The 22458-nt window shown below is 66.3% G+C and carries 26 protein-coding genes and 2 tRNA genes; 13 read left to right on the forward strand and 15 right to left on the reverse strand.

Translation table 11 applies throughout. From position 1 onward, the window contains the following. Positions 1 to 59: 59 nt before the first annotated feature. Both NJQ44_RS08060 and NJQ44_RS08065 read right to left on the reverse strand, forming a co-directional pair. Entirely contained in the window at positions 60 to 2036 is a 1977-nt protein-coding gene (locus NJQ44_RS08060; protein WP_254274172.1) for a right-handed parallel beta-helix repeat-containing protein, read from the reverse strand. A gap of 145 nt (positions 2037 to 2181) precedes the next feature. Next, positions 2182 to 2619 (reverse strand): DUF7960 family protein, encoded by a 438-nt coding sequence (locus NJQ44_RS08065; RefSeq protein ID WP_254274173.1) that lies wholly within the window; start codon positions 2617 to 2619, stop codon positions 2182 to 2184. A gap of 97 nt (positions 2620 to 2716) precedes the next feature. Between NJQ44_RS08065 and NJQ44_RS08070 the strand changes: the two genes are divergently transcribed. Together NJQ44_RS08070 and NJQ44_RS08075 are read left to right on the forward strand one after the other, a co-directional pair. Then, entirely contained in the window at positions 2717 to 3370 is a 654-nt protein-coding gene (locus tag NJQ44_RS08070) for a DUF4013 domain-containing protein (RefSeq protein ID WP_254274174.1), read from the forward strand. A gap of 59 nt (positions 3371 to 3429) precedes the next feature. Beyond that, the gene (locus NJQ44_RS08075; RefSeq protein ID WP_254274175.1) at positions 3430 to 4470 is read left to right on the forward strand and encodes a tyrosine--tRNA ligase; all 1041 of its coding nucleotides are present in this window, start codon (positions 3430 to 3432) and stop codon (positions 4468 to 4470) included. A 33-nt stretch (positions 4471 to 4503) separates the two neighbouring features. On the opposite strand, the gene NJQ44_RS08080 is transcribed toward NJQ44_RS08075, so the two are convergent. Further along, positions 4504 to 5679 carry a right-handed parallel beta-helix repeat-containing protein gene (locus tag NJQ44_RS08080; protein WP_254274176.1) on the reverse strand — a complete coding sequence of 392 codons (1176 nt, stop codon included), beginning with the start codon at positions 5677 to 5679 and terminating at the stop codon, positions 4504 to 4506. Positions 5680 to 5808: 129 nt separating this feature from the next. Then, positions 5809 to 7443, reverse strand: coding sequence for an ammonium transporter (locus NJQ44_RS08085; RefSeq protein ID WP_256557213.1), 1635 nt, complete (start codon positions 7441 to 7443; stop codon positions 5809 to 5811). Positions 7444 to 7762: 319 nt separating this feature from the next. Between NJQ44_RS08085 and NJQ44_RS08090 the strand changes: the two genes are divergently transcribed. The 3 genes from NJQ44_RS08090 (at position 7763) to NJQ44_RS08100 (ending at position 9349) form a co-directional block, all read left to right on the forward strand. Further along, positions 7763 to 8419, forward strand: a complete 657-nt coding sequence (locus NJQ44_RS08090) for a class I SAM-dependent methyltransferase (RefSeq protein WP_254274178.1) — start codon at positions 7763 to 7765, stop codon at positions 8417 to 8419. A 161-nt stretch (positions 8420 to 8580) separates the two neighbouring features. Continuing rightward, a tRNA-Gly gene (locus NJQ44_RS08095) sits at positions 8581 to 8651 on the forward strand. Between the two features lie 236 nt (positions 8652 to 8887). Continuing rightward, positions 8888 to 9349, forward strand: coding sequence for a hypothetical protein (locus NJQ44_RS08100; protein WP_254274179.1), 462 nt, complete (start codon positions 8888 to 8890; stop codon positions 9347 to 9349). A gap of 40 nt (positions 9350 to 9389) precedes the next feature. On the opposite strand, the gene NJQ44_RS08105 is transcribed toward NJQ44_RS08100, so the two are convergent. From NJQ44_RS08105 to NJQ44_RS08115, 3 genes are read right to left on the reverse strand one after another with little or no spacing between them, the layout of a single operon-like run. Next, the gene (locus tag NJQ44_RS08105; protein ID WP_254274180.1) at positions 9390 to 9791 is read right to left on the reverse strand and encodes a hypothetical protein; all 402 of its coding nucleotides are present in this window, start codon (positions 9789 to 9791) and stop codon (positions 9390 to 9392) included. Positions 9792 to 9848: 57 nt separating this feature from the next. Beyond that, on the reverse strand, positions 9849 to 10661 hold the full coding sequence (locus NJQ44_RS08110; protein ID WP_254274181.1) for an HD domain-containing protein: 813 nt from the start codon (positions 10659 to 10661) through the stop codon (positions 9849 to 9851). 42 nt (positions 10662 to 10703) lie between these two features. Next, positions 10704 to 11177, reverse strand: a complete 474-nt coding sequence (locus NJQ44_RS08115; protein WP_254274182.1) for a redoxin domain-containing protein — start codon at positions 11175 to 11177, stop codon at positions 10704 to 10706. A 111-nt stretch (positions 11178 to 11288) separates the two neighbouring features. Here NJQ44_RS08115 and NJQ44_RS08120 point away from each other — a divergent pair, with 111 nt between their 5' ends. From NJQ44_RS08120 to NJQ44_RS08130, 3 genes are all read left to right on the forward strand, one after another. After that, complete coding sequence (locus tag NJQ44_RS08120; RefSeq protein WP_254274183.1) at positions 11289 to 11525, forward strand: hypothetical protein; 237 nt, start codon at positions 11289 to 11291, stop codon at positions 11523 to 11525. A gap of 180 nt (positions 11526 to 11705) precedes the next feature. Continuing rightward, positions 11706 to 11951 carry a Sec-independent protein translocase subunit TatA/TatB gene (locus NJQ44_RS08125; RefSeq protein WP_254274325.1) on the forward strand — a complete coding sequence of 82 codons (246 nt, stop codon included), beginning with the start codon at positions 11706 to 11708 and terminating at the stop codon, positions 11949 to 11951. A gap of 68 nt (positions 11952 to 12019) precedes the next feature. After that, positions 12020 to 12093 (forward strand) — tRNA-Arg (locus tag NJQ44_RS08130). Positions 12094 to 12299: 206 nt separating this feature from the next. On the opposite strand, the gene NJQ44_RS08135 is transcribed toward NJQ44_RS08130, so the two are convergent. Next, positions 12300 to 13124, reverse strand: a complete 825-nt coding sequence (locus NJQ44_RS08135; protein ID WP_254274184.1) for a halocyanin domain-containing protein — start codon at positions 13122 to 13124, stop codon at positions 12300 to 12302. A gap of 261 nt (positions 13125 to 13385) precedes the next feature. Between NJQ44_RS08135 and NJQ44_RS08140 the strand changes: the two genes are divergently transcribed. After that, entirely contained in the window at positions 13386 to 13748 is a 363-nt protein-coding gene (locus NJQ44_RS08140; protein ID WP_254274185.1) for a winged helix-turn-helix domain-containing protein, read from the forward strand. Then, positions 13745 to 14047 (forward strand): DUF7521 family protein, encoded by a 303-nt coding sequence (locus tag NJQ44_RS08145; RefSeq protein WP_254274186.1) that lies wholly within the window; start codon positions 13745 to 13747, stop codon positions 14045 to 14047. Before NJQ44_RS08140 ends, NJQ44_RS08145 begins: the two co-directional genes overlap by 4 nt. On the opposite strand, the gene NJQ44_RS08150 is transcribed toward NJQ44_RS08145, so the two are convergent. Beyond that, positions 14048 to 14605 carry a halocyanin domain-containing protein gene (locus NJQ44_RS08150; RefSeq protein ID WP_254274187.1) on the reverse strand — a complete coding sequence of 186 codons (558 nt, stop codon included), beginning with the start codon at positions 14603 to 14605 and terminating at the stop codon, positions 14048 to 14050. It abuts the gene before it with no gap. A 234-nt stretch (positions 14606 to 14839) separates the two neighbouring features. On the opposite strand from NJQ44_RS08150, the gene NJQ44_RS08155 reads away from it, so the two are divergent. Beyond that, entirely contained in the window at positions 14840 to 16366 is a 1527-nt protein-coding gene (locus NJQ44_RS08155; RefSeq protein WP_254274188.1) for a cryptochrome/photolyase family protein, read from the forward strand. On the opposite strand, the gene NJQ44_RS08160 is transcribed toward NJQ44_RS08155, so the two are convergent. The 5 genes from NJQ44_RS08160 to NJQ44_RS08180 are packed head-to-tail and all read right to left on the reverse strand — an operon-like array spanning position 16363 to position 19659. After that, complete coding sequence (locus NJQ44_RS08160) at positions 16363 to 17103, reverse strand: DUF2270 domain-containing protein (protein WP_254274189.1); 741 nt, start codon at positions 17101 to 17103, stop codon at positions 16363 to 16365. The genes NJQ44_RS08155 and NJQ44_RS08160 overlap by 4 nt on opposite strands. Then, on the reverse strand, positions 17100 to 17483 hold the full coding sequence (locus tag NJQ44_RS08165; protein ID WP_254274190.1) for a helix-turn-helix domain-containing protein: 384 nt from the start codon (positions 17481 to 17483) through the stop codon (positions 17100 to 17102). The genes NJQ44_RS08160 and NJQ44_RS08165 overlap by 4 nt, the downstream gene beginning before the upstream one ends. A 49-nt stretch (positions 17484 to 17532) precedes the next feature. Continuing rightward, positions 17533 to 17997 (reverse strand): DUF6691 family protein, encoded by a 465-nt coding sequence (locus tag NJQ44_RS08170; protein WP_254274191.1) that lies wholly within the window; start codon positions 17995 to 17997, stop codon positions 17533 to 17535. Then, positions 17994 to 18467, reverse strand: a complete 474-nt coding sequence (locus NJQ44_RS08175) for a YeeE/YedE family protein (RefSeq protein ID WP_254274192.1) — start codon at positions 18465 to 18467, stop codon at positions 17994 to 17996. Before NJQ44_RS08175 ends, NJQ44_RS08170 begins: the two co-directional genes overlap by 4 nt. A gap of 1 nt (position 18468) precedes the next feature. Continuing rightward, on the reverse strand, positions 18469 to 19659 hold the full coding sequence (locus tag NJQ44_RS08180) for an MBL fold metallo-hydrolase (protein WP_254274193.1): 1191 nt from the start codon (positions 19657 to 19659) through the stop codon (positions 18469 to 18471). A gap of 212 nt (positions 19660 to 19871) precedes the next feature. On the opposite strand from NJQ44_RS08180, the gene NJQ44_RS08185 reads away from it, so the two are divergent. After that, complete coding sequence (locus tag NJQ44_RS08185) at positions 19872 to 20141, forward strand: sulfurtransferase TusA family protein (RefSeq protein WP_254274194.1); 270 nt, start codon at positions 19872 to 19874, stop codon at positions 20139 to 20141. Further along, complete coding sequence (locus tag NJQ44_RS08190; RefSeq protein ID WP_254274195.1) at positions 20138 to 20725, forward strand: DsrE/DsrF/DrsH-like family protein; 588 nt, start codon at positions 20138 to 20140, stop codon at positions 20723 to 20725. Before NJQ44_RS08185 ends, NJQ44_RS08190 begins: the two co-directional genes overlap by 4 nt. On the opposite strand, the gene NJQ44_RS08195 is transcribed toward NJQ44_RS08190, so the two are convergent. Beyond that, a complete protein-coding gene (locus tag NJQ44_RS08195; protein ID WP_254274196.1) occupies positions 20714 to 22453 on the reverse strand; it encodes an ABC1 kinase family protein in 1740 nt (579 codons plus the stop codon). The genes NJQ44_RS08190 and NJQ44_RS08195 overlap by 12 nt on opposite strands. Positions 22454 to 22458: the final 5 nt, after the last annotated feature.

Here is a 22458-nt window from a genome sequence, read left to right on the forward strand (position 1 = left end):
TCGGTATCGACGGAAGGCGTCTGAACGCGAGCGGCGGACGCCGCTGTGGACCCGCCCGCTCAGTTCGAGACGCCGCCGGAGGCGTTGTTCGTGTACGTGTTGTTCGACGCCGTCAGCGTCGACTCGCCGTCCACGTCGACGGCGTATCCGGCGCTGTGCCGAATCGTACTGCCCACCAGCGCGAGTCGGGACCCATCGATGACGACGACGTTGGCGGGTTCCTGCGCCCACGTGAAGCGGTCGCCGCCGCCGTACTCGACGACGCAGTTTCGCAGTCGGTTCTCGGTGCGGTTGGACTCGTAGAACTGGATGCCCTTCCAGTAACCGGGCGTCTTCTGCTCGCCCGTGAACGTGATGGGGCGCGACTCCTCGGTGTCGGGGTCGATGCCGACGGCGGTGAGTCGGCCGGGGCCGCTGTCGTCCATCGTCAGGGACGAGTCCTGTCCGAACTCGACGGTGGTGCCGGGCGCGACGGTGAGGTGGCCCCTGACGGTCACGGCGTCGCCGCTCCGAACGGTGTAGGGCACGTCGATGGCGCCCCACGTCAGTCGCTGGTTCTCGGTGATGGTGCCGCCATAGACGGCAACCGTGTCCACGTCGTTTCCGGCGTAGGTGCCAGTGTCGCTGAGTGCGGCCGCGCTCCGCGGGTGGACGTACGCCGCACCGCTTCCGTTCCGCGTCAGCGTGTTCCGGGTGAAGCTATCGGCCTCGGACTCGCCGTCTATCTGGACGCCGTAGGCGGCGGACTCGCGGATGACCGTGTCGTCGATACGGACGCGAGACCCGTCGATGGCGACGACGTTCGCCGCCGCGTTCGCCCACGTGAACCGCTCGCTCCCGGCGTACTCGACGACGCAGTTGCGCAGTTGGTTCTCGGTGCGGTCGCTCTCGTAGAACTGGATGCCCTGCCAGTAGCCGCGGGTCTTCTGTTCGCCCGTGAACGTGATGGGGCGCGACTCCTCGGTGTCGGGGTCGATGCCGACGGCGGTGAGTCGGCCGGGGCCGCTGTCGTCCATCGTCATCGCGCAGTCCTGCCCGAACTCGATTGTCGCGCCCGGCGCGACGGTGAGGTGGCCCCTGACGGTCACGTCGTCGCCCGCGAGGACGCGGTAGGGAACGTCGATACCGTCCCACGTGGGTTCCTGGCCTTCGGTGATTGTCCCGCCGTACAGCACGACCACGTCTTCGTCGTTGCCGGTGTAACTGCTGGTGTCCGAGAGGCCGCCCGCGGCCCGGGCCGAGGCGAAGGCCGCGCCGCTCTCGTTGGCCGTGAGGACGTTCTCCGAGAACCCGTCGACGATGACGTTGCTGTCGAGGACGACGCCGTACCCCGCCGACTCGCGGACGACGCTGTTCGTAATCGAGGTCCGCGCGCCGTCGACGACGGCGACGTTCCCGGCGGCCGGTGCCCACGTGAAGCGGTCGCCGCCGCCGTACTCGACCACGCAGTAGGCCAGTTCGCTGGGCGTCTGGTCCGCCTCGATGAGTTGGATGCCGTCCCAGTAGCCTCGCGTCTGCTGTTCGCCCGTGAACACGATAGGGTCCCCACAGGTCCCGACGGCCGAGAGCGCGCTGTCTTCCTCGACGTGGAGCGCGGTGTTCTGCGCGAAGACGACGCGGGTCCCGGGTTCGACGGTCAGCGTCGCGCCGCCGGTGACGCTGACGCTGTCGGCGACGACGTACTCGTCGCACTCTGCACCCCAGACGGTGTCCGCAGCGATGTCGCCACCGACGCTCACCGGACTGCCGCAGGTAGCGGCGCTGGCGGGCCGGAGACACGGTTCGAGACCGGCGGTCGGTCCCGACACCTGCGCCTGCGTGTCTTGTGCCTCGGTCTGTGCCTCGGTCGCCGTCTCCGCGGCCGAATCGGTCGCGGTCGGCGCGTCGGTCGCCTCGCCGCCGTCGCCGTCCGATTCCGGTTCGCTCAACAGGCCGGTACATCCCGCGAGGCCGGTCGAAACCGTCCCCACCCCGATTGTCGCGAGGAGTTTGCGGCGCGTCGGCCGCTCTCGCTCGCCTTCGTCGCTCGATGGCATATCCCGACCGCCTCTCTACCAGCAGTCACGATAAATTAACCGGTGGCCACGTAATATTGTCGGACGAACAGGTCTGATTCTACGGGATAAATACGAGCGTTTTAGCGTCTGTAAACGGAGAATAAAACCATAGGTCCTCTCACACTTACGCCTCGGCTTCGGTGTCCTCGAACGCCCACGTGACGACCCGCGCTTCCACGAGGTCGCGTTCCTCGACGTACGGGTCGTCGGGGTCGGCGAGCGTCTCGCGCGCCGCAGAGCGCATCCGGGCCTCCAACTCCGAGTGGTCCGGTTCGTCCCGGATGTCGTTGAGCAGCGCCTCGAAGTCCTCGCGCAGGTCGAACGACGCGCGGGCGACGTTACACCGCGAGAGCGGACTCATCCCCGTCTCCAGCACCAACTCGCGGACCGTCTCCCAGTCCGATTCACAGAAGTAGATGGACACCTCGCCGACGATGTCCCGCCACGCGATTGCCTCGGCGTGTTTCAGAAGCGGAACCGCTCGCGGAGGCAAGTCGAGTCGGGTCTTCGTGTCCGGGTTCCCGCACAGGCAACACGCCTTCTCCGTCTTCCCCGTGTACATACGACACAGTTGGGCGCGACGGGCTTGTGTACTCGGATTGCAGACCACGTGACCGGAGCGGCGGGGTATAAGTGCGCCGCCGGGGCAGTTGGGGGCAATGCTGCGAGACGCCATCTACTACCCACAGCGCGGGCCGGGGTGGCTCTGGACGCTCGTGACCGGGAGTCTCCTCGTACTGGTTGGGACGGTGACGTTCGTCCCGCTGATTCCGGTGCAGGGGTATCTCCTCCGGGTGCTTCGGTCGACCGCCGAGGAACGGCCGAACCCGCCGAAGTTCACCGACTGGGGGGACCTGTTCGTCGACGGCGCGCGCTCTATCGCCGTCCAAGTGGCGTACCTGTTCGTCCCGGTTCTCCTCGTGCTGTTCGGCGTCGTCGCTCCGGCCGTCGCACCGCCCGCCGTCGGGACCGCGCTGTTGGTGCTCGGCGGGTTCGCGCTGGTCGCCGTCCTGTATTTCTTGCCGGGGGCGCTGACTCGGCTGGCGACGACCGATTCGCTCGCCGCGGCGTTCGACATCCGGGCCGTCGCCGCCGCCGCGCGCCGACCAATCTACGTCGTCGCCGTCGTGGAGGCGTACGTCGCGCTGTTCGTCGTCGCGGGACTCGGCGGCGTCTTGGTCCTCATCCTCATCGGGTCCGTGTTCGCCTTCTACGGACAGGTCGTCGGATACCACCTGTTCGCACGTGGATATGCGGGGGCGACGGGCGACGGACAGGACCCCTACGGGTCGGTGGGGACGGCGGCCGAGTGACCCGCTGGTGACGACCCGACACAGGAACGTTTTACTCGCCGGAGCGGGGACCGGAGCGTATGGATACCGCCGCGCGACTCGACCTCGTGAGCAGACACACACAGGAGGTCGTCACGGACGAGGAGTTGGAAGCCCTGTTCGACGACGGGACGCCGTCGGCGTACATCGGCTACGCGCCGACCGGCGAGATGCACATCGGCCACTTCACGACGATGCGGAAACTGGCCGACTTCCTGCGCGCCGACGTGGACGTGACCGTCCTCATCGCGGACCTGCACGCCCACCTGGACGACAACAAGAGCCCCTTCGACCTGCTGGACGCCCGCTCGGAGTACTACCGGGTCGCCATCGAGGGGATGATTGAAGCCGCCGGGGCGGACCCCGAGGACGTGGAGTTCGTCCGCGGGACCGACTTCCAACTGGACGAGGAGTACACCCTGGAGATGTACCGGATGGCCGCGGAGACGACCATCGCCCGCACCCAGCGCGCGGCCAGCGAAGTCGTCCGCGAGTCCGAGAGCCCGAACCTCGGCGGCCTCATCTACCCGCTGATGCAGAGCCTCGACGTGAAGGCCTTAGACGCCGACATCGCCTACGGCGGCGTCGACCAGCGCGGCATCTACATGCTCTCGCGAGAGATTCTGCCCGACCACGGCGGCCACTCGCCGGTCTGTATCTTCGCGCCGCTCCTCTCGGGCCTCTCCGGCGGGAAGATGAGCGCCTCCGACGAGGCGTCGAAGGTGAACCTCACCGACTCGCCTGCGGAAGTCGAGGAGAAAATCGGACAGGCGTACTGTCCCGCGGGCGACGTCGAGGACAACGGCGTGCTGGAGTACCTCGACTACCTCGTGTTCCCGATTCTGGAACTGGACGACGAACCCTTCGTCGTCGAGCGACCCGACGAGTACGGCGGGGACCTGACCTACGAGTCCTACGAGGCCGTCGAAGAAGACTTCGTCAGCGGTGAACTCCACCCCGCCGACCTCAAACCCGCGGCCGCATCGGCCATCTCCGACGTCATCGACCCGGTCCGCGAGCGGTTGACCGACCGACCGGAACTGCTGGCCGAGGCGTACCCCGAATCGTACGGCGCGGAGTAAATCCCGTCTTCCCGCGGACCGCTCGCCCCTCCCTTACCGCCCGCCGTGGCAGGACTCGGCGGCCATCTCGCCCGTCTCGACGGAGTGGAGCAACCACGGGCGGAAAGTCATCGGTCCGACGATTGCCGCCCGGTCCGTCTCCGGCAGTTCGTCGTCCGCGGCCCGGTTCGAGTCGACCTGCCGCGGGCCGTCCCGACTCCCCCAGTAGTTACAGCTTCCCGCTACCGCCGTCTCCGTCCGGTTGTGAACGCCGACGACCGTCAGGAAGTTGTTCAGTCGAAGCGTGACGCCGCCCGCACCGCTCTCGAACCGCGCGCTCTCGCCATTGTAGTACTCGGCGGTGATGTCCTCGAAGACGTTCCACTCGACGGTCACCTCGGCCGTCCGGTCGGCGTCGACGACGAGGCCGCGTGCGTACGTCTCGAAAGGGGCCGCCTGTTCGGATTCGCTCCGGTCGTTCCGGCCAGCGAGGCCGGTCACGCGATTGCCCTGGACCGACGCGCCGTCGAGTGTTCCGCCGAAGGCGAGTCCGACAGCGCCCGCCTCGCTCTGGACCGCTCGAACGGCGTTGTTCTCGACGGTCACGTCGGCGTGGCCGCCCGCGCCCGCCTCACCGAGTGCGATACCCGTAGCCGTCGGGCCGTCGGCCGCCTCCTCGCCGAATTCGCTCGCGACGCTCTCGACGGTGTTGCCGCTGACGGTGAGGCCCGCGTTGCCGCCCGCGGCGCGGATAGCGGTCGCCGACCCGGCGACCGGCCCTACCCCGACGATTCGGTTGTTTCTGAGCGTCACGTCAGTGGCGTCCGCGTCGACGCTGACGCCGAGCGCCCCGTCGGAATTACGGACAGTTAGCCCCGTGAGCGCGACGCTGTCGGCCGCGACGCGAATCGCTGGGTCTGCGGGCGTCTCGCTCCCGGTGACTGTAGCCGCCTCCGGTTCCGTCGCTGCGAGGGTGACGTTCGGCGTGTCCACGACGACGGTCCCGTCGTACTCGCCGGGCGCGACGCACACCGTCTCGCCGTCGCTCGCAGCGTCGACGGCCGCTTGGAGGTCGGCGTAGTCGCCGCTCCCGTCGGCCGCCGCCGTCAGCGAACAGTCCCCGTCTCCCGGCGTCTGCTGTGCCGCGAGCGCGGACCCACCGACGGCGAGGCCTGACGCCACCGCGCCGTACTGGAGGACGCGACGGCGGGTGAGGTTCCTTTCGGTCATGACACCGATAGCTCGAAGCCACGGCGGAAAGGTATAGGTCGATTTCACCGGCAGACGGCGGGAAACCAGTTACTACTGACGGTCGAACGGTGACGGAAACGCGGTCGAAGAACGGTCGGAGTGCGGCGTTCAGACGGCTTCGGTGCCGCGGGTTCCGGTCCGGACTTGGAGGGCTTCGGAAACGGGCACGACGAACACTTTACCGTCACCTTTCTCGCCGGTATGAGCGGCCTCGCGGACGGCTTCGGCGACTTCCTGTGCCGGAACGTCCGCGACGACGCACTCGACTTTCACCTTCTGATGGAGGTCGACGACGTACTCCTCGCCGCGCCACTGTCCCTTCTTCGCTGGCTGAGAGCCGCGGCCGGAGACGTTCGTCACGGTCACGGAGGGCGCGCCCACGTCGGTCAGGGCCTCCTTCACGGCGGCGAGTTTCTCCGGGCGAATCATCGCCATCACGAGTTCGATGTCCGCCGCGCGGCCGCCGTCGGCGCGGACGGCCGAATCGGTCAGCGCATCGGGGCTGGCGAATTCGGGGTACGTCTCGACGCCGTGTTCGGCGATATCCAGACCCTCACGTTCGCTGTCGGCGTCGACGCGCGCCCATCCGAGCGCCGTCGTGGCGGTGAACAGCGCGTACGTGCCGACGACGCTGATGGTGCCGATGACGACGACGCCGAGCAGTTGGACCGCTATCTGTCCGGGGTCGAAGCCCACGGTGGAGACGTACGGGAGCGGGTAGAGGACGATACCGAGGATGCCCGCCGACCCGTGGACGGGGAACACCGCGCACACGTCGTCGATACCGAGTCGATTCTCGACGAAGTCGAAGACGAGGGGCAGTTGCGCGCCAGCGAGTGCGCCGAGGAACAGCGCGCCCACCCACGTCAGCACGTTCGCCGCGCCGGTGACGCCGACGAGGCCCGCGAGCATCCCGTTCGCGAGATACAGCGTGTCGACTTTGCCGGTCTTCTGCCACGCGACGACGCCCGCCGCGAGGCCGCCAGCGACCATGCCGAGCGAGGTGGCGACGGCGACGCGTCCGGCGGCGGCGAACGACCCCAGCGCGATGTCGCCGCCGTTCGGCGAGAACACCGTGGCCGCGGTTCCGACGTTGAAGCCGTACCAACCGAAGGCGAGGATGAGCGTCCCCAGCACCGCGAGCGTGACGGAGTGCCCGGGGATGACGTTCGCGCTCCCGTCCTCGTTGTAGCGGCCCAGTCGCGGTCCCAGCACGTATGCGGCGGTGAGGCCGGAGAGGCCGCCCATCCCGTGGATGACCATCCCGCCCGCGAACTCGGCGAAGCCGAGTTGCGCGAGCAAACCGCCCTTCCAGGTCAGCCCCACCGCGATGGGGTAGATGATTGCGGTGATGAACGCCGTGTAGATGACGTACATCCGGGGGCGACAGCGCCCGGCGACGCCGCCGGAGACGATGTTCGCCGCGGCGATGGCGAACATCCCGCCCATGAGCCAGTTGACCGAGGTGGTCAGGTCGCCGCCGATGTAGCCGAACAGCGTCGGGATGTCGGCCCCCGTCGCCAGTCCGACGCCTCGGGCGACGCCCTCGCCGACGACGAAGAACACCAGCAGGCCGACACAGAGAGTCAGGAGGCTCTGCGTCAACTGGTTCGAGACGTTCTTCGCCCGGACCTGCCCGGCCTCCAGCATCGCGAACCCGGCTTTCATGAAGAAAATAAGGAACGAGGCGATAAGCACCCACAATAGGTTAACGCCAGTCGCTAACGCTTCGACACTCACCATGTCGAACCACTCACTTCTGTACGCTTGTCCGGATTGATGTACGTCACGCAATCGTTTGTCCACGTCATCAGCATCACCAGGTGGGTTGGAAGACTCCTATATGAACTTTTGCTAAACAATGATTGATAATTCGCCCTCGAATATCACAGATGGACAGAATTGGGTAGAGTATTATGTGTATAAGGTAACGGTCTGTCCAGATTTTCGTGCGAAACGGAAGCCGAGTTGGACGGACATTTATTCACGTTCGCCAACAGACGGTGGCTGCGCGGCCGTGCGCGGTCGAAACGAGTAAGCCGCTCTTGGGACAGGAGTGGGTATGGACGACCGCTCCCGGGCCAGCGTTCGCCGGACGTACGAGCGCATCGGCGACCACTTCTCGAAGACCCGCGAGTACGCGTGGCCGGAGGTGGAGTCGTTCGTCGCCGACGCCGAGAGCGGCGGGACGGCGCTCGACGTAGGGTGTGGTAACGGCAGGCACGCCGCGCTCTTGGCCGACGCCGCCGACCGTGTCGTCGGCCTCGACGCCAGCAGAGCGCTCCTCCGCGAGGCAGTCGCGCGCGTCGGTGACCGCGTCTCGCTCCTCCAGGGCGACGCTGCCTCGCTCCCGCTCCGCGACGACTGCGTTGACCTCGCGGTGTACGTCGCCACGCTCCATCACCTCCCGACGGCCACCGACCGTCGGGCCAGCCTGGACGAACTCGCCCGCGTCCTCGCGCCCGACGGCACGGCCCTCGTCAGCGCGTGGAGCACCGCCCACGACCGATTCGACGCACCGGAAGACGCGGAGACGGGGTTCGACACGACCGTCGACTGGACGCTCCCCGGCGGCGAGACGGTCCCTCGTTTCTACCACATCTACGCACCCGCGGAGTTCGAACGCGCCGTCGCGGACAGCGGCCTCGCCCTGCGGTCGCTGCGCATCTCCAGCGGCAACTGCTACGCCGTCGTCGGCGTCGAAGGGAAAGGCCCTTAATCACCTCCCGATTACGGTGAAATACGTTCGTTTCCACCTGCGGCGGCGGTGACCGGTTCCGACGGAACCGAGAACATCGCCGCGTGGGCGACGGACTGAGCGTATCGTGGCGGTGATGAGCAATTCCATCGGAATTGCGAATGACGCCGCGAACGCAGTGAGCGGCGGTGGTCTAGTGGCAGGACCTGAGCCTTCCAAGCTCATGGCCCGGGTTCAAATCCCGGTCGCCGCATTTTGCTTCGAGCAGTTCGCGAGCAGCAAATGCTGTACAGAGGGTTTGAATCCTACGAGTCGCAGTGTGCACAGCGAACGGAGTGAGCGAGCACTACCGTCTCGGTCCGGTATGAATCCCGGTCGCCGCATCGCTCGGACGAAACGAAGGGGGGAGTAAGGCAGGGACTGAGCCGACGGCCGGTCCCCCGAAACGCCGATAGGTTTTATGTCGCGTTCGTCTGAACATCGGTGTTCATGGAGATTCCTGCCGACGTTCCCGTCCACGAGGACACCGACACCGTCGACGCCAAGAGGTTCGAGCAGGTCGCCGAGATGGACGACGCGGCTCCCGTCGGGGTGAAGAACGCCGACGGCGACGTACTCCTGATGCAGGTCACGGACACCTGTGACTGGAAGATTCCGATGGCGGCCGTCGGAGCGGACGAAGACTACGCCGCTGAAGTGCGAGCGTGGGTGGAGACGAACGCGGGTATCGAAGTCGAAATCGAGGGCGTCGAAGGGGTGTGGCGGTACGAGGCCCGACTGGAGGGTGGCGACGGGACTGCCGAACGCGAGTTCGTCGTCTTCAGCGCGTCCACGGCCGACCCGTCACCGGCCGTTCCGGGTGCGGACGGTGACGCCCACGCGGCAGCGTGGGTCAGCGAACTCCCGGACGACGCGGCACTCGTTCCGGGGACGCGTCTCTTCGTCGAGTAACTGGACGAGCGAAATCGGCGGCCAACGAGAAGACCGGACGCTACGGTTCGACCGGCTCCCAGGTGTCGGAGGTGATAGTCGCGTCGGGATTGTCGGGCAGCGAGACGGTCAGGCCCTCGGCGGTTTCGACGCCGACGAGTTCCACCGGGTTCTCGTCGTCGCTGTCGCGCGCGGGATAGGTGAACGGACGGGCGCGCTCGGGGAGGCCCGCGACTGGCGGGCAGTCCGACGACGCCTCTGTGGTCCGTGCCGCCCGCTCCTGTCGGACCGGGCCGTCGCCGCGAGCGTTCGCCGACCCGAAGACCGATTCCGCCCCGACCAGTCTCCCGAAGGCCGACCGCACGGAGGACACGAATCGCTGGAGGGCAGTGGTCTCCCCACGCGCTTCGTCCGGAGCGTCGGGTCCCCTATCCCGATGCTCGTCGATGGGTGTGAGACTCATACACAGGGGTATGGTGTGGGGCTACAAAACGGTTGTGTAGCTCACAGGTTACCCAGCTTAGAGTTCGATACGTTCGACGATTTGGTTGCCGTCCTCCCGGGTGTTGAGCGCGACGATGCGGACGTACTCTTCGAGGCCCGAATCGTTCAGTTTCGCCTTCAGCAGGTTGTCGACCTGATAGACGCCCGCGGCGTTGTTCATCTCTATCTCGACCAAGACGGGGTACTCCTCGCCGCGGCTGAGCGTAACCGTCTCGATGGCCTGACTGGAGACGGTGTTGATACCGCGCCCGCCGTGTTCGTAGGGGATGCGCGAACGGCCGCGTTCCATGTCGAGCGCGTCGGCGACCCTGACGACGCCCGCTTCGAGTGTCAGCGGCATCTCCTCGGTATGGTGGCAGATGATGGCGTGGAGGATTTCCCCCTTCATCTGGACTCGTTCGGTCACGTCGTAGAACGGTTCCAACAGGTCGTCGAGGAGGTCCGCGGCCAGCGGAATCGAGTAGTAGGGATGGTCGTCGCGGTGGACGACGTGGCCGATGTCGTGCAGCGTCGCCGCGAGGGCCACGATGACCGCCTCGTCGGCCTCGTCCAGTCCGTGGTCCAGCGCGCCGTTGAACTCGACGCCGCTCTGTTTCAGTAGGTCGTACAGGCACAGCGCCCGGTTCCGGACGATGCTGATGTGCTTCTTGCCGTGGTCGTTGTACCGCTTTCGGGTGACCGGATTGACGTTCTGGGCTTCGAGGTACGCCTGCACCGTCTCGTCGGCGGCGATGGATTCGAGGACGGCGTTGACTCGGCCGTCGGGGAACGCGTGGGGGGCGTCGGGGTCGTAGATTCGGCCGACCGTCTCCTCGTCTGTCTCACTCATACGTGATACATCTGGGCGGAGCGAAAAAAACTCACCCCCGTCTCAGGCCGATTCGACGGCGGCGACCACTTCCTCGTAGTCGGGTTCGACGCCCGGGTCGTCTGACACCCACGCGTACGTGACGACGCCGTCCTCGTCGACGACGAAGACGGCGCGCTTCGCGAGGTCGTGGACGCCCAACGCCTCGAAGTCCATCGACGCGTCGTACGCCTCGACGATGTCCCGGTCGTTGTCGCTGACGAGCGAGAAGTCCAGTCCGAGTTCGTCGCGGAACGCGTTCTGCGCGAACGGCGTGTCGATGCTGACGCCGTAAACCGTCGCGTCGAGGTCGCGCAGTGCGTCGAGTCTCTCGTCGAACGCTTCCATCTCGTGACTGCACACGCTGGTGAACGCACCGGGGAAGAAGGCCAGCACGACTGGCCCGTCGCCGAGTTCGTCCGAGAGGGTGAGTTCGTCCACGTCACCGTTCGCCAGCGGCGCGGTGAAATCGGGCGCGTCGTCTCCGACAGATACCATACCCGCCGCTATCGACTGCCGCGGCATAGCCCTTACGTGATGTCCTTCTCGGCGCTCGGGAAAACCACGCCGAGGCCCTCATTTAAGGCCGTCGCACCCCACTCACCGCCTATGGGCGATACGATGGAAGTCTACACCGGTACCGAGGTTCACGTCGAACACGTCGACAGGCTGGCGAGCGGCGGCGCTCGCTTCGACATCACCGCCGAAGACGGTCGCAAGTGGCGCGTCGATGTCACCCGCGACGGCGGGATGGACGTGGTGACGACGTGGCGCGACGGCACCCTCGCCGACGTGGACGTTCCGGAGTGGTTCGACGACGTAATTGCGCGGTTACGCCACCAGTAGGCTGCCACGTATTCGGTAGGGACCCTCTAGTACGTACCAGAACCACGCCGATTCGCTGCTGGGGCCGTCAGAAGGCCTATAACGGCGTCCCAGCGCCCGGCGACTAGCAAAAAGACTATAATAGCAACCACGTAAACTTCGGACACAATGTCAGGGACATTCGTACCACTGTTCCCCGGAATGCCCGGGACGACGGAGATGATGGTCATCCTCCTCATCGCCGTCCTGCTGTTCGGGGCGAACAAGATTCCGAAGCTCGCACGCTCGACCGGCGAGGCGATGGGCGAGTTCCAGAAGGGGCGAACCGAAGTCGAGCAAGAACTCGAAGAGATGAAAGAGGGCGGCAGCAAGCCCGAAACGTCGGCCGCTGGCGAGTCGTCGACGGAGACGGCGTCCGAAGAGAAGTCCACCGAAACGAGCAACTGACTCTTCTCGTCTTTTCGCTGTCTCACCGAACGAAAGGGTTTTTCAGCAGTCCCACGACCCGCGAACGAGGGCGTGTGGCCTAGTGGACGAGGGCGAGGGGTTCCTAACCCCTAGACCGCGGGTTCGAATCCCGCCACGCCCGTCGCCGCCGAACGATAGTGAGGCGTGCGTCGGCCCGGAGTTCGAACCCTGCAAGTCGCAGCGCCGAGCGGAGCGACCGACCGTCTTGCTTCGGTTCGAATCCCGCCGCGCCCGCTCCCTTCAGGCGCTCGCGGCCGCGGCGTAGTTCGCAAACGTCGTACGCTTGTTCACTCCCGCACCGCCCGCTCTACGAGCGCCGTTGGCGGCTCACTCGACGATTACTGCTCCCTTCATGCCCAGCGCTCGGTGTGGCAGACAGGAGTACAGGTACTGGCCGGTCGTCTCGAAGGTGTGTTCGAACGTCGTCCCGGCGTCTGGGGTCACCCCGCCGGAGTTGATGTCGTGGCCGTCGAACACGACGTTGTGACCGCCGCCCTCGCCGGTCCACTCCCAGCGGACGGTACTGCCAGCACTGATTTTGAGCGCCGGCGGTGAGAAGGCGAAGGCACCGCCGTTGCCCTCGCTCCCGACGGTGACGGTGGCCGTCTCACGGTCAGTTCGGTCAACGACGGTGCCGTCGAAGTTACCGGCACCGGCCAACCACTCGTCGACGGCCGCGTAGCCAGTCGACGGCGGTTCGGCGACGATGACGGCCCCCTTCATCCCGTCGTCGCGGTGGGGTTCGCTGACGAAGGCGTGTTCCCCGGGTTCGCTGAAAACGTACTGGTAGCAGGTACCGGGCTGTGCGTTGGTTCGACCGCTGTCGAACGTCCCATCGAGGGCGACGACGTTCTGTTGGCCACCGTGGCCGGTCCACTCCCACACGACGTTCGTTCCCGGGGCAATTTCGATGACGGGCGGGTCGAACGCCAGTCCGTCGGTGCCCGCGCCGACGCTGATTGTGGGGCGGGAGTCGGGGCCGAATCGACGGGGTTCGCCGTCGTAGCCGTTCGCGTCGCTGAGCCACTCGTCGAGACTGTTTGGAGACGTCGGCGAGGTTTCGGTGGCCGTCGTCTTCTCGCGCTGCATCCCGAGTGATTGGTTGGTGGAATCGCTGGACAGACAGCCAGCGGTGGCGAGGAGACCAGTCATGGCTGTGCTTCGGAGGACGTCGCGGCGGGAGGGCTTTGACATCGCGTGTCCGGCTACGGCCGAACGAGAGGAAAAGTATCAGACTGATTTCCACATTCTGGAAATCTGCGGTCGGGCCTTTGTACACTGGACTGCAACGAAGACGTACATGGTCGGCGCGGCAGCTATCCGAAAACCGACACGTTAAGGTTCGAGACGGCAGACAGTCTTCGCGACGGCCATACTCCACCCTGAATCCCTCTGAACCCCCGGAGGCCCCCCGTGAGAGGAGACGATTCCACAGACGAGCAAGCCGTGTTCGAGGCGCTGGCGGACCCCGACTGCCGCGAAATCCTCGCGACGGTTGCGGAGCCATTGCCAGCGAAGGCGGTCGCACAGCAGTGTGACCTCCCGCAGACCAGTACGTACCGAAAACTCGAACAGTTGAGCGAGGCCGGACTGGTGGCCGAGCAGACGGACGTGCGCCCAGACGGGCACCACAGGACGACGTACGTTCGTGACTGTAACGGCGTCTTCGTCGCGCTCGACGGCGACGATGCCTTCGACGTGGAAGTCGTCTCCGCTCAGCAGTCGCCCGACGAACGACTGGCCCGCCTGTGGGCACGCGTTAGCGAGGAACTATGAACGGACCCATCTCACCCATCGTCATCGGCTTCAAGACAGTAACGCTCCTGCTCGGCGGCCTCATCACCTATCTGGCCGCCAAAGCGGCGAGGAAGACCCGGTCGAGGGCCTTGACCTATCTCGCTGTCGGGTTCGGAACGGTCACGTCGGGGTCGCTACTGGCGGGCGTCGCCGACCAACTGTTCGGTATCGATACGCACACGGCGCTCGTCTTCGAGAACGCCATCACCGCGGCGGGATTCGCGGTCATCGCGTACTCGCTGTCCGTCGCGAGTCGGTCGGCGTTCGGCGACCGGTAGTCACTCCACGATGACCGCGCCCTTCATGCCGAGGCTCTTGTGGGGCTGACAGTAGTAGAGATAGACGCCGGACTCCTCGAAGGTGTGCTGGAAGTCGTTGCCGGAGTCGCTCACCAGACTGCTCTCGAAGTCGCCCTCCTCGTGGACGACGTTGTGTGAGCCGCCTTCGCCGTTCCACGCCCAGTTGACGTCCGTTCCGGCGTCGATACGGACGGCGGCCGGGCCGAACGCGTAGTTGCCGCCGTTGCCCTCCGCACCGACCGTGACCTCGACGTTGCCGGTGCCGGTCTGGTCGGCGACGGTCCCGTCGAAGTTGTCGACGTCCGAGAGGTACTCCGAGACTTCCGACGGGACCCCGCTGGACCCGCTCCCGCCTTCGGTCGTGCTGGCCTCGGCGTCCGTCTCGGTACTCCCGTCGTTGCCGTCACCACTCCCGCTGTCGCCATCCGAACCACCGCTCCCGCCGTCGCTCGACCCGCCGCAACCGGCGAGCAGTCCGACGCCCGAGACAACAGCTGTACTCCGGATGAACGTCCGTCTATCGAGGTTGTCTGCCATACAGTCATTCTTGGGTTCTGAGACGTAAAAGAGGGTCGCTTCGGAGACAGTGAAACGAACGATTATGGCCGATACAAGCCCCGAGGATATGGTTTAAGTCTTTGCCCTAACGTGTTCGTGTAAGGGAGTGGATACCTGCCTCAACGACCGCGACCGGTGGGTACCGACACAGTTTGGAAGGGGGTTCATCCCCGTCGCGGGTGTATCGCGTACCATGCAACCGAGGACACTGCTGTGACGGTTTGGGTGCGCGGTGACCACCTCGTGGCCGAGCGCGGACCGGTGGCAGACCGGCCCGACGACCGAGTACTACTGGTGGAGGCCGCATCGTTCGCGCGGAAACTCCCGTATCATCCGCACAAACTGACGCTCGTGTTCAGCGCAATGCGGCACTTCCGCGACGAACTCCGAGACCGGGGCCGCGAGGTCGAGTACCGGCGGGCCGACACCTTCGCCGAGGGCCTCGACGCCCACTTCGAAGAGTATCCGGACGAAACGCTGGTGACGACGCGCCCGCAGGCCGAGGGCGCGTGGGAACGCATCGAGACACTCGTCGAGGACGCCGGGGGAACCGTCGAGTTCGTCCCGGACGAGCGATTCCTCTGTTCGCCCGCACAGTTCGACGAGTGGGCCAGCGACGAGCGCTACCGCCACGAAGACTTTTACCGGTTCGTGCGCCGCGAGACGGGCTACCTGATGGACGACGGCGAACCCGTCGAGGGCGAGTGGAACTACGACGACCAGAACCGCGAGACGCCGCCCGACGACTGGGACCCCGCCGACCCGCCGACGTTCGACCCCGACGAGACCACCGAGGCAGTCGCCGAGTGGGTCGCGGAGGCGTTCGACGGCGACTACGCCGACCCGCCGTACGGCGGCGGCTGGGCGGCTCCAGAGTCGTTCAACTGGCCGGTGACGCGCCGACAGGCTGTACAGGCGCTCGACCACTTCGTCACGCATCGTCTCGCGGAGTTCGGCCCGTATCAGGACGCCATGCTTCGCGAGGAGTGGGCGATGAGCCACAGTCTGCTCTCCACGTCGCTGAATCTCGGCCTCCTCCTCCCCGGCGAAGTCGTCGAACGCGCTATCGCGGCCTACGAGGAGGGCGACGCCCCCCTGAACAGCGTCGAAGGGTTCGTCCGACAGGTCGTGGGGTGGCGGGAGTTCCTCCGGCACGTCTACCGGTGCGAGACGCCGGAACTGACGGAAGCGAACCAACTCGGGGCCGACGAGGCCCTCCCCGAGTTCTACTGGACCGGCGAGACGGACATGGCGTGCCTCTCGGACGTGGTCGACGGCGTTCGCAAGCGGGGCTACTCGCACCACATCGAGCGCCTGATGATTCTCTCGAACTTCGGGCTCATCTACGGCGTGGAACCGGCGCAACTGAACCGCTGGTTCCACGCGGGCTACGTCGACGCCTTCCACTGGGTGACGACGCCGAACGTCGTGGAGATGGGGCTGTACGGCGCGGGCGTCTTCGCGACGAAACCGTACGCGTCCTCCGCGAACTACGTCGACAAGATGAGCGATTACTGCTCGGGGTGTCCCTACTACAAGACGAAGACCACCGGCGAGGGTGCGTGTCCGTTCAACGCGTTGTACTGGGACTTTCTGGACAGAAACGAGGACGAACTGCGGTCGAACCACCGGATGGGGCTGATGTACAGCCACGTCGACGGCAAGGACGACGAGGAGTGGGCCGAGATTCGCGAACGGGCCGCGGAGATTCGGTCGATGGCCGCCACTGGGGCCCTCTAGGCCTCGCTCGCGCCCTCGGTGTCGGCCTCGCCCTGATTCTCGCGCCACTCGTCGACGGCGCAGTCCCGGAGTTCCGACCGGGAGTGCCACGTCCGGGGCCGCATGGCGACGACGACGCCCGCGAGGTACGCGACGGCGACGGCGGCGGTGACGACGCTCCCGGGAACCATTCCGATGCTCGCGCTCGCGGGCCACGCGCCCGATTCGGCGAACGCCGTCACGCGGATGACCCACGCGGCGGTGACGACGCTAAAGAGGGCGAGGTACACCCGCCGCAAGCGGTGGGCCAGCGCCTCCTCGAAGGACACCTTCAGCGTCGGATGCTGGTAGTCCGCACCGAGTTTCCGTCGCCACGCGTCGTCGTCGACGGGTTGGCTCGGGTCCAGTCCGTGCGACCAGACGTTCTGCTGGATGAGACGGACCCGGGAGCGCCACACGTCGAAGCCCCGGTAGCGGTGGGCCTCGATACCGAGGAAGATGGCGAGCGTCACCAGGCCGACGAGGACGAGATAGTGGGGGTTCGTCGGGTCCGAGAACGCCCACGTGAGGATGGCCGCGATGACGGTGACCGCCCAGTTGGTCGTGCGGTCGAGTCGCTCGCGCCAGCGGGTCATCCGGTGGACTTCCCCGCGGTAGAGGTGGGCCATCGACGAACTCGGTCCCATGTCTCGCTCGAATAGCCCCGCGCCGAGAGCCCGCTCGCGTTCGCCGCTGGGGTCGAACTGCTCGTCGCTCATCCCGATCGCTCACCGAACTTGTCGCGGAATTCGTGGATTAGCTGTCCCATCTTCGCGTAGTAGTCGTTCAGTTCGCGTTGCATCTGGTCGGCGATGGCGTCGGGGTCCTCGGGTTCGTAGACGTGGTAGTAGCTGCTCCCCTCGCCGCTGACCTGCGTCTTCACGACGAGGTCCGCCTCCAGCAGACGCTGGACCGACCGGTAGGCCGTCGTCCGGTCGCGGTCGACGCGGTCGGCGAGTTCGTCGACGGTCAGCGGGTCGTCGCTGGCTACCAACCGCTCGAAGCAGTTCCTGTCCAACTCCGTCAGGCCGTGGAAGCAGTCGAGCAGAAACTCGCATTCGAGGTCGTCCTCCAGCGTCGCGCGGATGGCTTCGGGCATGGTTAGGCCTCCCTCGCCGTCGGAATAGTGGTATCGTTCGTGTCGGTGGTCATGCTGGTTCCTCCGTGGCTTGGGTCGCACTCGACGACGAGCGGACGTATCCCTGCACGTACGCGCCGACGAACATCCCGGCGATGGCGTAGAGGATGGTGACGTTGCCGACGCCGAGGCTGGCGTACGCGGCACCGGGACAGATGCCCGAGACTCCCCATCCGACGCCGAAGATGCCGCCGCCGAGGACGACGTTCTTGTCCATCGACTTCACCCGCTTGCCGAACTGCTTGCCGGTGAGCGGGGCGCTCCCGCCCGTCGCGGACATCACGGCGAAGGCTGTCCCGGCGACGACGCTGGCCCCGCCCATCACGAGCAAGAGGCCGAAGTCCGTCAGTTGGAGGAAGCGAAGGACCACTTCCGGTTGGTACATCTCGCTCAGGCCGAGGCCGAACCCGAAGACCACGCCGCCGACGAGGATGGCGGGCATGAACAGCGGGTGGCGACCGTCGCGTTCGCTCATGGAGACACCCCCAGCGCCGCGACGATTTGGGCCGTCCCGATGGCGATACCGACGAACGTGGCGACGTTGAGCAGCGACGTCTCCGACAGCGACCCGACGCCACAGACGCCGTGGCCGGAGGTACACCCCTTGCCGACGCGCGTTCCGATGCCGACGAGGACGCCGCCGGCGAGGAGTCGCCACCACTGCACGTCGGTCGTCCACCCGAACTCGCCGAGGGTGAGGCCGTAGATAGCCCCGCCGAGGACGATGCCCAGCGTGAACACGACGCGCCAGTCGCGGGTCGCCCGGAAGCGGTACTGCTGGAAGCGCGACTGGTCGGAGACGTACGACAGCGTCGACTCGAGGAACGTGCTCGCGCCCGCCGTAATCCCCGTCGAGAGGTAGATGACGACGGTTCCGGTCCCGATGAGCAGGCCCCCGATGAGATAGTGGAGCCAACCGTTCGGAAACAGTGTCTCGACCACCATCTTACTGCCCCGTCATCGCGTTCGTCGTGGCGGCGCAGTTGTTCGGGCCGCGTTCGAGTTCGGCGGCCTCGTCTCCGTCGACCCGCTGATGGCCGAGGTTCGCGGCGATGATGTCCTCGTAGTTGTCCGGTCGGGGTGGCATATCGGCGAGGACGAACTCCACGAACGAATCTCTGTCGCGGTCGAGCGCGGGCATCGACGCGGCGATGTCACCGAGCGCGTCGCTGTAACTCCCGTCCCCGGCCGTCTCGGCGGCGTCGCTCGCGTGGCCAGGCGCGACCAGCGTCTCGTCGGGGAGCGACAGGATTCGGTCGTGGAGCGTGTCGTACAACTGCCCGGCGGCATCGGGCGCGCCCTCGTCGCCCCCTTCGAGGTCCGGGCGGGCGACGCTCTCGACGAACAGGCCGTCGCCGGTCAGCAGGACGGCCTCGTCGACGAGGTAGGAGGTCATCCCGGACGTGTGGCCGGGGGTGTGGATGGCTTCGACACTGACCGTCCCCACGTGGATTGCCTCCCCGTCGGTGACCGTGTCGTACGCCGTCTCGTACTCGATGCCGCGCTCCTCTGCGGCGGCGGGGACGACCGCTCGGACGCCGTACTCCTCGGCGAGTCGGCGGACGCCGCTGATGTGGTCCGCGTGGACGTGCGTGTCGACGGCGGCGACGAGTTCCGCGCCGTAGTCACGTGCGGCCGAGACGTACTCCTCGGCGAAGGCGTAGAGGGGGTCCACGACGAGGGCCTCCTCGCCGTCGACGACGAGGTAGGAGAGGCACCCCGACGAGGGCCGGTGGAACTGGACGACAGTCGCGTCGGTGTCGGCCGACAGTTCCGTGCTGTCGAGCACCGTCTCCCAGCCTTGCATGCCGTCCTCGACGGCGACCACGTCGTCGACGCCCGCCTGCGTCAGCACGTCGGCGACGAACTTGCTCGACTCGCCCTTCGCACAGACGGTGTAGATGGGACGCGCGTCAGGCAGTTCGTCGAGCGAGCTCTCGGACGCGCCGTCGAGGAAGTCGTAGTACGGGACGTTCGCGAAGTCCACGGAGTCCCCGTCGATGCGCCAGTCGTCGACGCTGTTCGGAGCGCGCGTGTCGAGGACCCCGACGGACTCGCCAGCGTCGAGTCGGTCGTAGAGGTCGGTCGGTTCGATTGTCGCCACGTCGTCCGGGATGGTGAAGGGTTTCTCGCTCATTCTGTACTCCATCGTAACGGACTGTGGTTGAAAAGTGTTGCGAGCGTATTGCACAATTTGGGCAACTTGGGTGCGTCAACATATATTACAAACTGTGCCTTTGTAGGTGCCTTTGTTGAACTTCAGGGCGTGAAATTGTCGAATATATCTCTTCGAGCCCGGGCAACAGATTTATGACTTTGAACCATATATTGCAGGACAAGCGAAATACAATGCCCGAAAATGCACCAACTGACGACGTGACGACGACGATAGATGTGACCGGCGAGTCCTGCCCGATGCCGGTCGTCAGAACGAAGCAGGCGGTCGACGACCTCGCGGTCGGCGACGTGCTGGAAGTGCTGGCGACGGATTCCGGCAGTGTCAGCGACATCGACGGGTGGGCGGCCTCGCTCGACGACGTGGAACTGCTCGCACAGACAGAGTCCGAGACGGACGACCAGACCGTCTACCACCACTTCGTGGAGCGTGTGGAGGCATGAGCAGCGAGACGACTTCGAACGCGACAGAGGCCCCAGAAACCGTCGACGACGAGGCGGACGTGGCCGCGCTGTACGACCGTATCGAGGAACTGGAGTCGACCGTCGAATCACTCCGCGACGACGGCCCCAAGAAGATGACCATCATCGCGACCAAGGGGTCGCTGGACATGGCGTATCCGCCGCTCATCCTCGCCAGCACGGCCGCCGCGTTCGGGTGGGATGTGACCGTCTTCCACACGTTCTGGGGCCTCGACATCCTCCACGAGGAGCGCTCGAAGGACCTGCGAGTGAGCGCCGTCGGGAACCCGAGTATGCCGATGCCGAACGTCATCGGCGCGCTCCCCGGCGGTGACTCATTGGCGACGTGGTACATGAACCGCGAAATCGAAGCGAACGGGACCGCTACTGTCGAGGAACTCATCGAGACGACGCTGGAGATGGGTGCAGACCTGCAGGCCTGCGAGATGACGACCGAACTGTTCGGCTACGACCACGACGAGTTCTACGACGGCGTCACGACGGACGTGGGCGCGGCGACGGCCCTGCAACACATGGCCGACGCCGACGTGCAACTACTGGTCTGAGGGGCCGTCACCCTCGCGCTGGCGCATCTCGTGGCGCGTGAACTGGGGCGCGGGCGTGGTCAGCGCGGACCCGCGTTCGCTCCGGAACGACCACGCGAGAATCACGAGAGAGAGCGCTGTTCCGCCCAGCGACAGCGCCGTCGCGTCGACGCTCGCGGTGACGTAGAGGAACGCGGCGATGGGGATGCCCGCGGCGGCCACCATGCCGAGCAAGAGGCGGAGGGCCATCCGCTGTGCAAGTCCGCCGCTGTCTTCCAGTATCGTGTCCAGGACGAGGTTCTCGCGGGTCGCCCTGTCGAGCGCGGCCTCGACGCGCGGGGCCGTCGTGACGAGCGAGCGTCCGGCGTCGGTCACGGTCCGCCGTATCTCCTCGCCGATGGCCGACCCGGCGTCGGCCATGCCCTCTTCCATCACGTAGTCCGTGATGATTTCGATGAAGTCGAACTCCGGGTCCAGGGTCCGGCAGACCCCTTCTAAGACGGTCGTGACCCGGACCACGAGCGCGAGGTCTTGGGGCAGTCGCATCGGGAACTCGTACAACTGACTCTCGAACTGGCCGACCAACTGCTCGATACGGTACTGGCTGATGTCCTCGCCGCGGAACTGCTCGATGACGATTTCGAAGGCCTCGCGCATCACGTCGCGGTCTGCCGCCGGGTCCAGCGCCCCCATGGCGACGAACGCGTCCATCACGCGGTCCACGTCGTCGGTCGCCAGACCCACGTAGAACTCCATCAACTGCTCGCGGGTTCCCGACCCGAGTCGGCCCGTCATCCCGAAGTCGTAGAAGACGAGCGTCCCGTCTTCCTGCACGGCGAGGTTCCCGGGGTGCGGGTCGGCGTGGAACCGGCCGTCCTCGACTATCATCTGGATGTACACCTCCTCTAACCGCTGGACGAGCGCTTCGCGGTCGACGCCCATCTCATCCAGACGGGCCACGTCGTCTATCTTCACGCCGTCGAGGTACGTCATCGTCACCACACGGTCAGTCGAGTGGCTCTCGACGGGCGTCGGGATGGCGACGCCGTCCTCGGCCGCGAAGTTCGCGCCGATTTCCCGGAGCATCCGCGCCTCGTGGGCGTAGTCCATCTCCCGGCGGATGGTGGCCGCGAACTCCTCGGTTAGGTTCTCCAGCGTGAACGCCTGTGCCGGGTCCGCGCCGCGGACGAGGACCGGCGTTAGCGTCTCCAAGACCCGGAGGTCAGATTCGACGCGCTCGCGGATGCCCGGTCGGAGCACTTTCACCGCGACGCGCTGACCGTCGAGTTCCGCCTCGTACACCTGTCCGAGCGACGCGCCGCTGATGGGCGACGTGTCGAAGCTATCGAACTGCTCGTCGACCGGCCCGCCGAACTCCCGTTCGAGGAGGGGTTCGATGTCGGCCCACGGGTCCGGCGGGACCTTGTCTTGGAGTTCCGAGAGCACCTCGATGTACTCCGCCGGGAGCGCGTCGGGCCGCGTCGACAGCATCTGCCCGAGTTTGATGAACGCCGGGCCGAGTTCCAGAAACGTCCGCTTCAGTCGGCGCGCCCGCCGGGTCCGGTCCTCGCTGGACACCGACCGCGAGGCCCCGAAGAAGACGTACCGTTTTCGGTCGCGGGCCCACGCGAGGACGAACGGCACGAACTGCCACGCGACGACGAGGGCGCGCCACAGCGCCCGCAGACGGACCCGAACGCCCGTCGGTTGCGTACCCGGTGTTCCGCCGCCCGACTGACTCTCACTCACTACCC

This window comes from Haloarcula marina (genome assembly GCF_024218775.1).
Taxonomy (GTDB): domain Archaea; phylum Halobacteriota; class Halobacteria; order Halobacteriales; family Haloarculaceae; genus Haloarcula; species Haloarcula marina.

What these genes read in the sequence shown, in the direction of transcription:
- NJQ44_RS08165 (WP_254274190.1), bottom strand. Translation starts at nt 17,483, where the DNA reads ATGCCCGAAGCCATCCGCGCGACGCTGGAGGACGACCTCGAATGCGAG.
- NJQ44_RS08160 (WP_254274189.1), bottom strand. Translation starts at nt 17,103, where the DNA reads ATGAGCGACGAGCAGTTCGACCCCAGCGGCGAACGCGAGCGGGCTCTC.
- NJQ44_RS08150 (WP_254274187.1), bottom strand. Translation starts at nt 14,605, where the DNA reads ATGGCAGACAACCTCGATAGACGGACGTTCATCCGGAGTACAGCTGTT.
- NJQ44_RS08105 (WP_254274180.1), bottom strand. Translation starts at nt 9,791, where the DNA reads ATGAGTCTCACACCCATCGACGAGCATCGGGATAGGGGACCCGACGCT.
- NJQ44_RS08075 (WP_254274175.1), top strand. Translation starts at nt 3,430, where the DNA reads ATGGATACCGCCGCGCGACTCGACCTCGTGAGCAGACACACACAGGAG.
- NJQ44_RS08065 (WP_254274173.1), bottom strand. Translation starts at nt 2,619, where the DNA reads ATGTACACGGGGAAGACGGAGAAGGCGTGTTGCCTGTGCGGGAACCCG.
- NJQ44_RS08115 (WP_254274182.1), bottom strand. Translation starts at nt 11,177, where the DNA reads ATGGTATCTGTCGGAGACGACGCGCCCGATTTCACCGCGCCGCTGGCG.
- NJQ44_RS08135 (WP_254274184.1), bottom strand. Translation starts at nt 13,124, where the DNA reads ATGACTGGTCTCCTCGCCACCGCTGGCTGTCTGTCCAGCGATTCCACC.
- NJQ44_RS08145 (WP_254274186.1), top strand. Translation starts at nt 13,745, where the DNA reads ATGAACGGACCCATCTCACCCATCGTCATCGGCTTCAAGACAGTAACG.
- NJQ44_RS08085 (WP_256557213.1), bottom strand. Translation starts at nt 7,443, where the DNA reads ATGGTGAGTGTCGAAGCGTTAGCGACTGGCGTTAACCTATTGTGGGTG.
- NJQ44_RS08175 (WP_254274192.1), bottom strand. Translation starts at nt 18,467, where the DNA reads ATGGTGGTCGAGACACTGTTTCCGAACGGTTGGCTCCACTATCTCATC.
- NJQ44_RS08100 (WP_254274179.1), top strand. Translation starts at nt 8,888, where the DNA reads ATGGAGATTCCTGCCGACGTTCCCGTCCACGAGGACACCGACACCGTC.
- NJQ44_RS08185 (WP_254274194.1), top strand. Translation starts at nt 19,872, where the DNA reads ATGCCCGAAAATGCACCAACTGACGACGTGACGACGACGATAGATGTG.
- NJQ44_RS08070 (WP_254274174.1), top strand. Translation starts at nt 2,717, where the DNA reads ATGCTGCGAGACGCCATCTACTACCCACAGCGCGGGCCGGGGTGGCTC.
- NJQ44_RS08080 (WP_254274176.1), bottom strand. Translation starts at nt 5,679, where the DNA reads ATGACCGAAAGGAACCTCACCCGCCGTCGCGTCCTCCAGTACGGCGCG.
- NJQ44_RS08060 (WP_254274172.1), bottom strand. Translation starts at nt 2,036, where the DNA reads ATGCCATCGAGCGACGAAGGCGAGCGAGAGCGGCCGACGCGCCGCAAA.
- NJQ44_RS08125 (WP_254274325.1), top strand. Translation starts at nt 11,706, where the DNA reads ATGCCCGGGACGACGGAGATGATGGTCATCCTCCTCATCGCCGTCCTG.
- NJQ44_RS08190 (WP_254274195.1), top strand. Translation starts at nt 20,138, where the DNA reads ATGAGCAGCGAGACGACTTCGAACGCGACAGAGGCCCCAGAAACCGTC.
- NJQ44_RS08170 (WP_254274191.1), bottom strand. Translation starts at nt 17,997, where the DNA reads ATGAGCGAACGCGACGGTCGCCACCCGCTGTTCATGCCCGCCATCCTC.
- NJQ44_RS08110 (WP_254274181.1), bottom strand. Translation starts at nt 10,661, where the DNA reads ATGAGTGAGACAGACGAGGAGACGGTCGGCCGAATCTACGACCCCGAC.
- NJQ44_RS08180 (WP_254274193.1), bottom strand. Translation starts at nt 19,659, where the DNA reads ATGAGCGAGAAACCCTTCACCATCCCGGACGACGTGGCGACAATCGAA.
- NJQ44_RS08120 (WP_254274183.1), top strand. Translation starts at nt 11,289, where the DNA reads ATGGGCGATACGATGGAAGTCTACACCGGTACCGAGGTTCACGTCGAA.
- NJQ44_RS08090 (WP_254274178.1), top strand. Translation starts at nt 7,763, where the DNA reads ATGGACGACCGCTCCCGGGCCAGCGTTCGCCGGACGTACGAGCGCATC.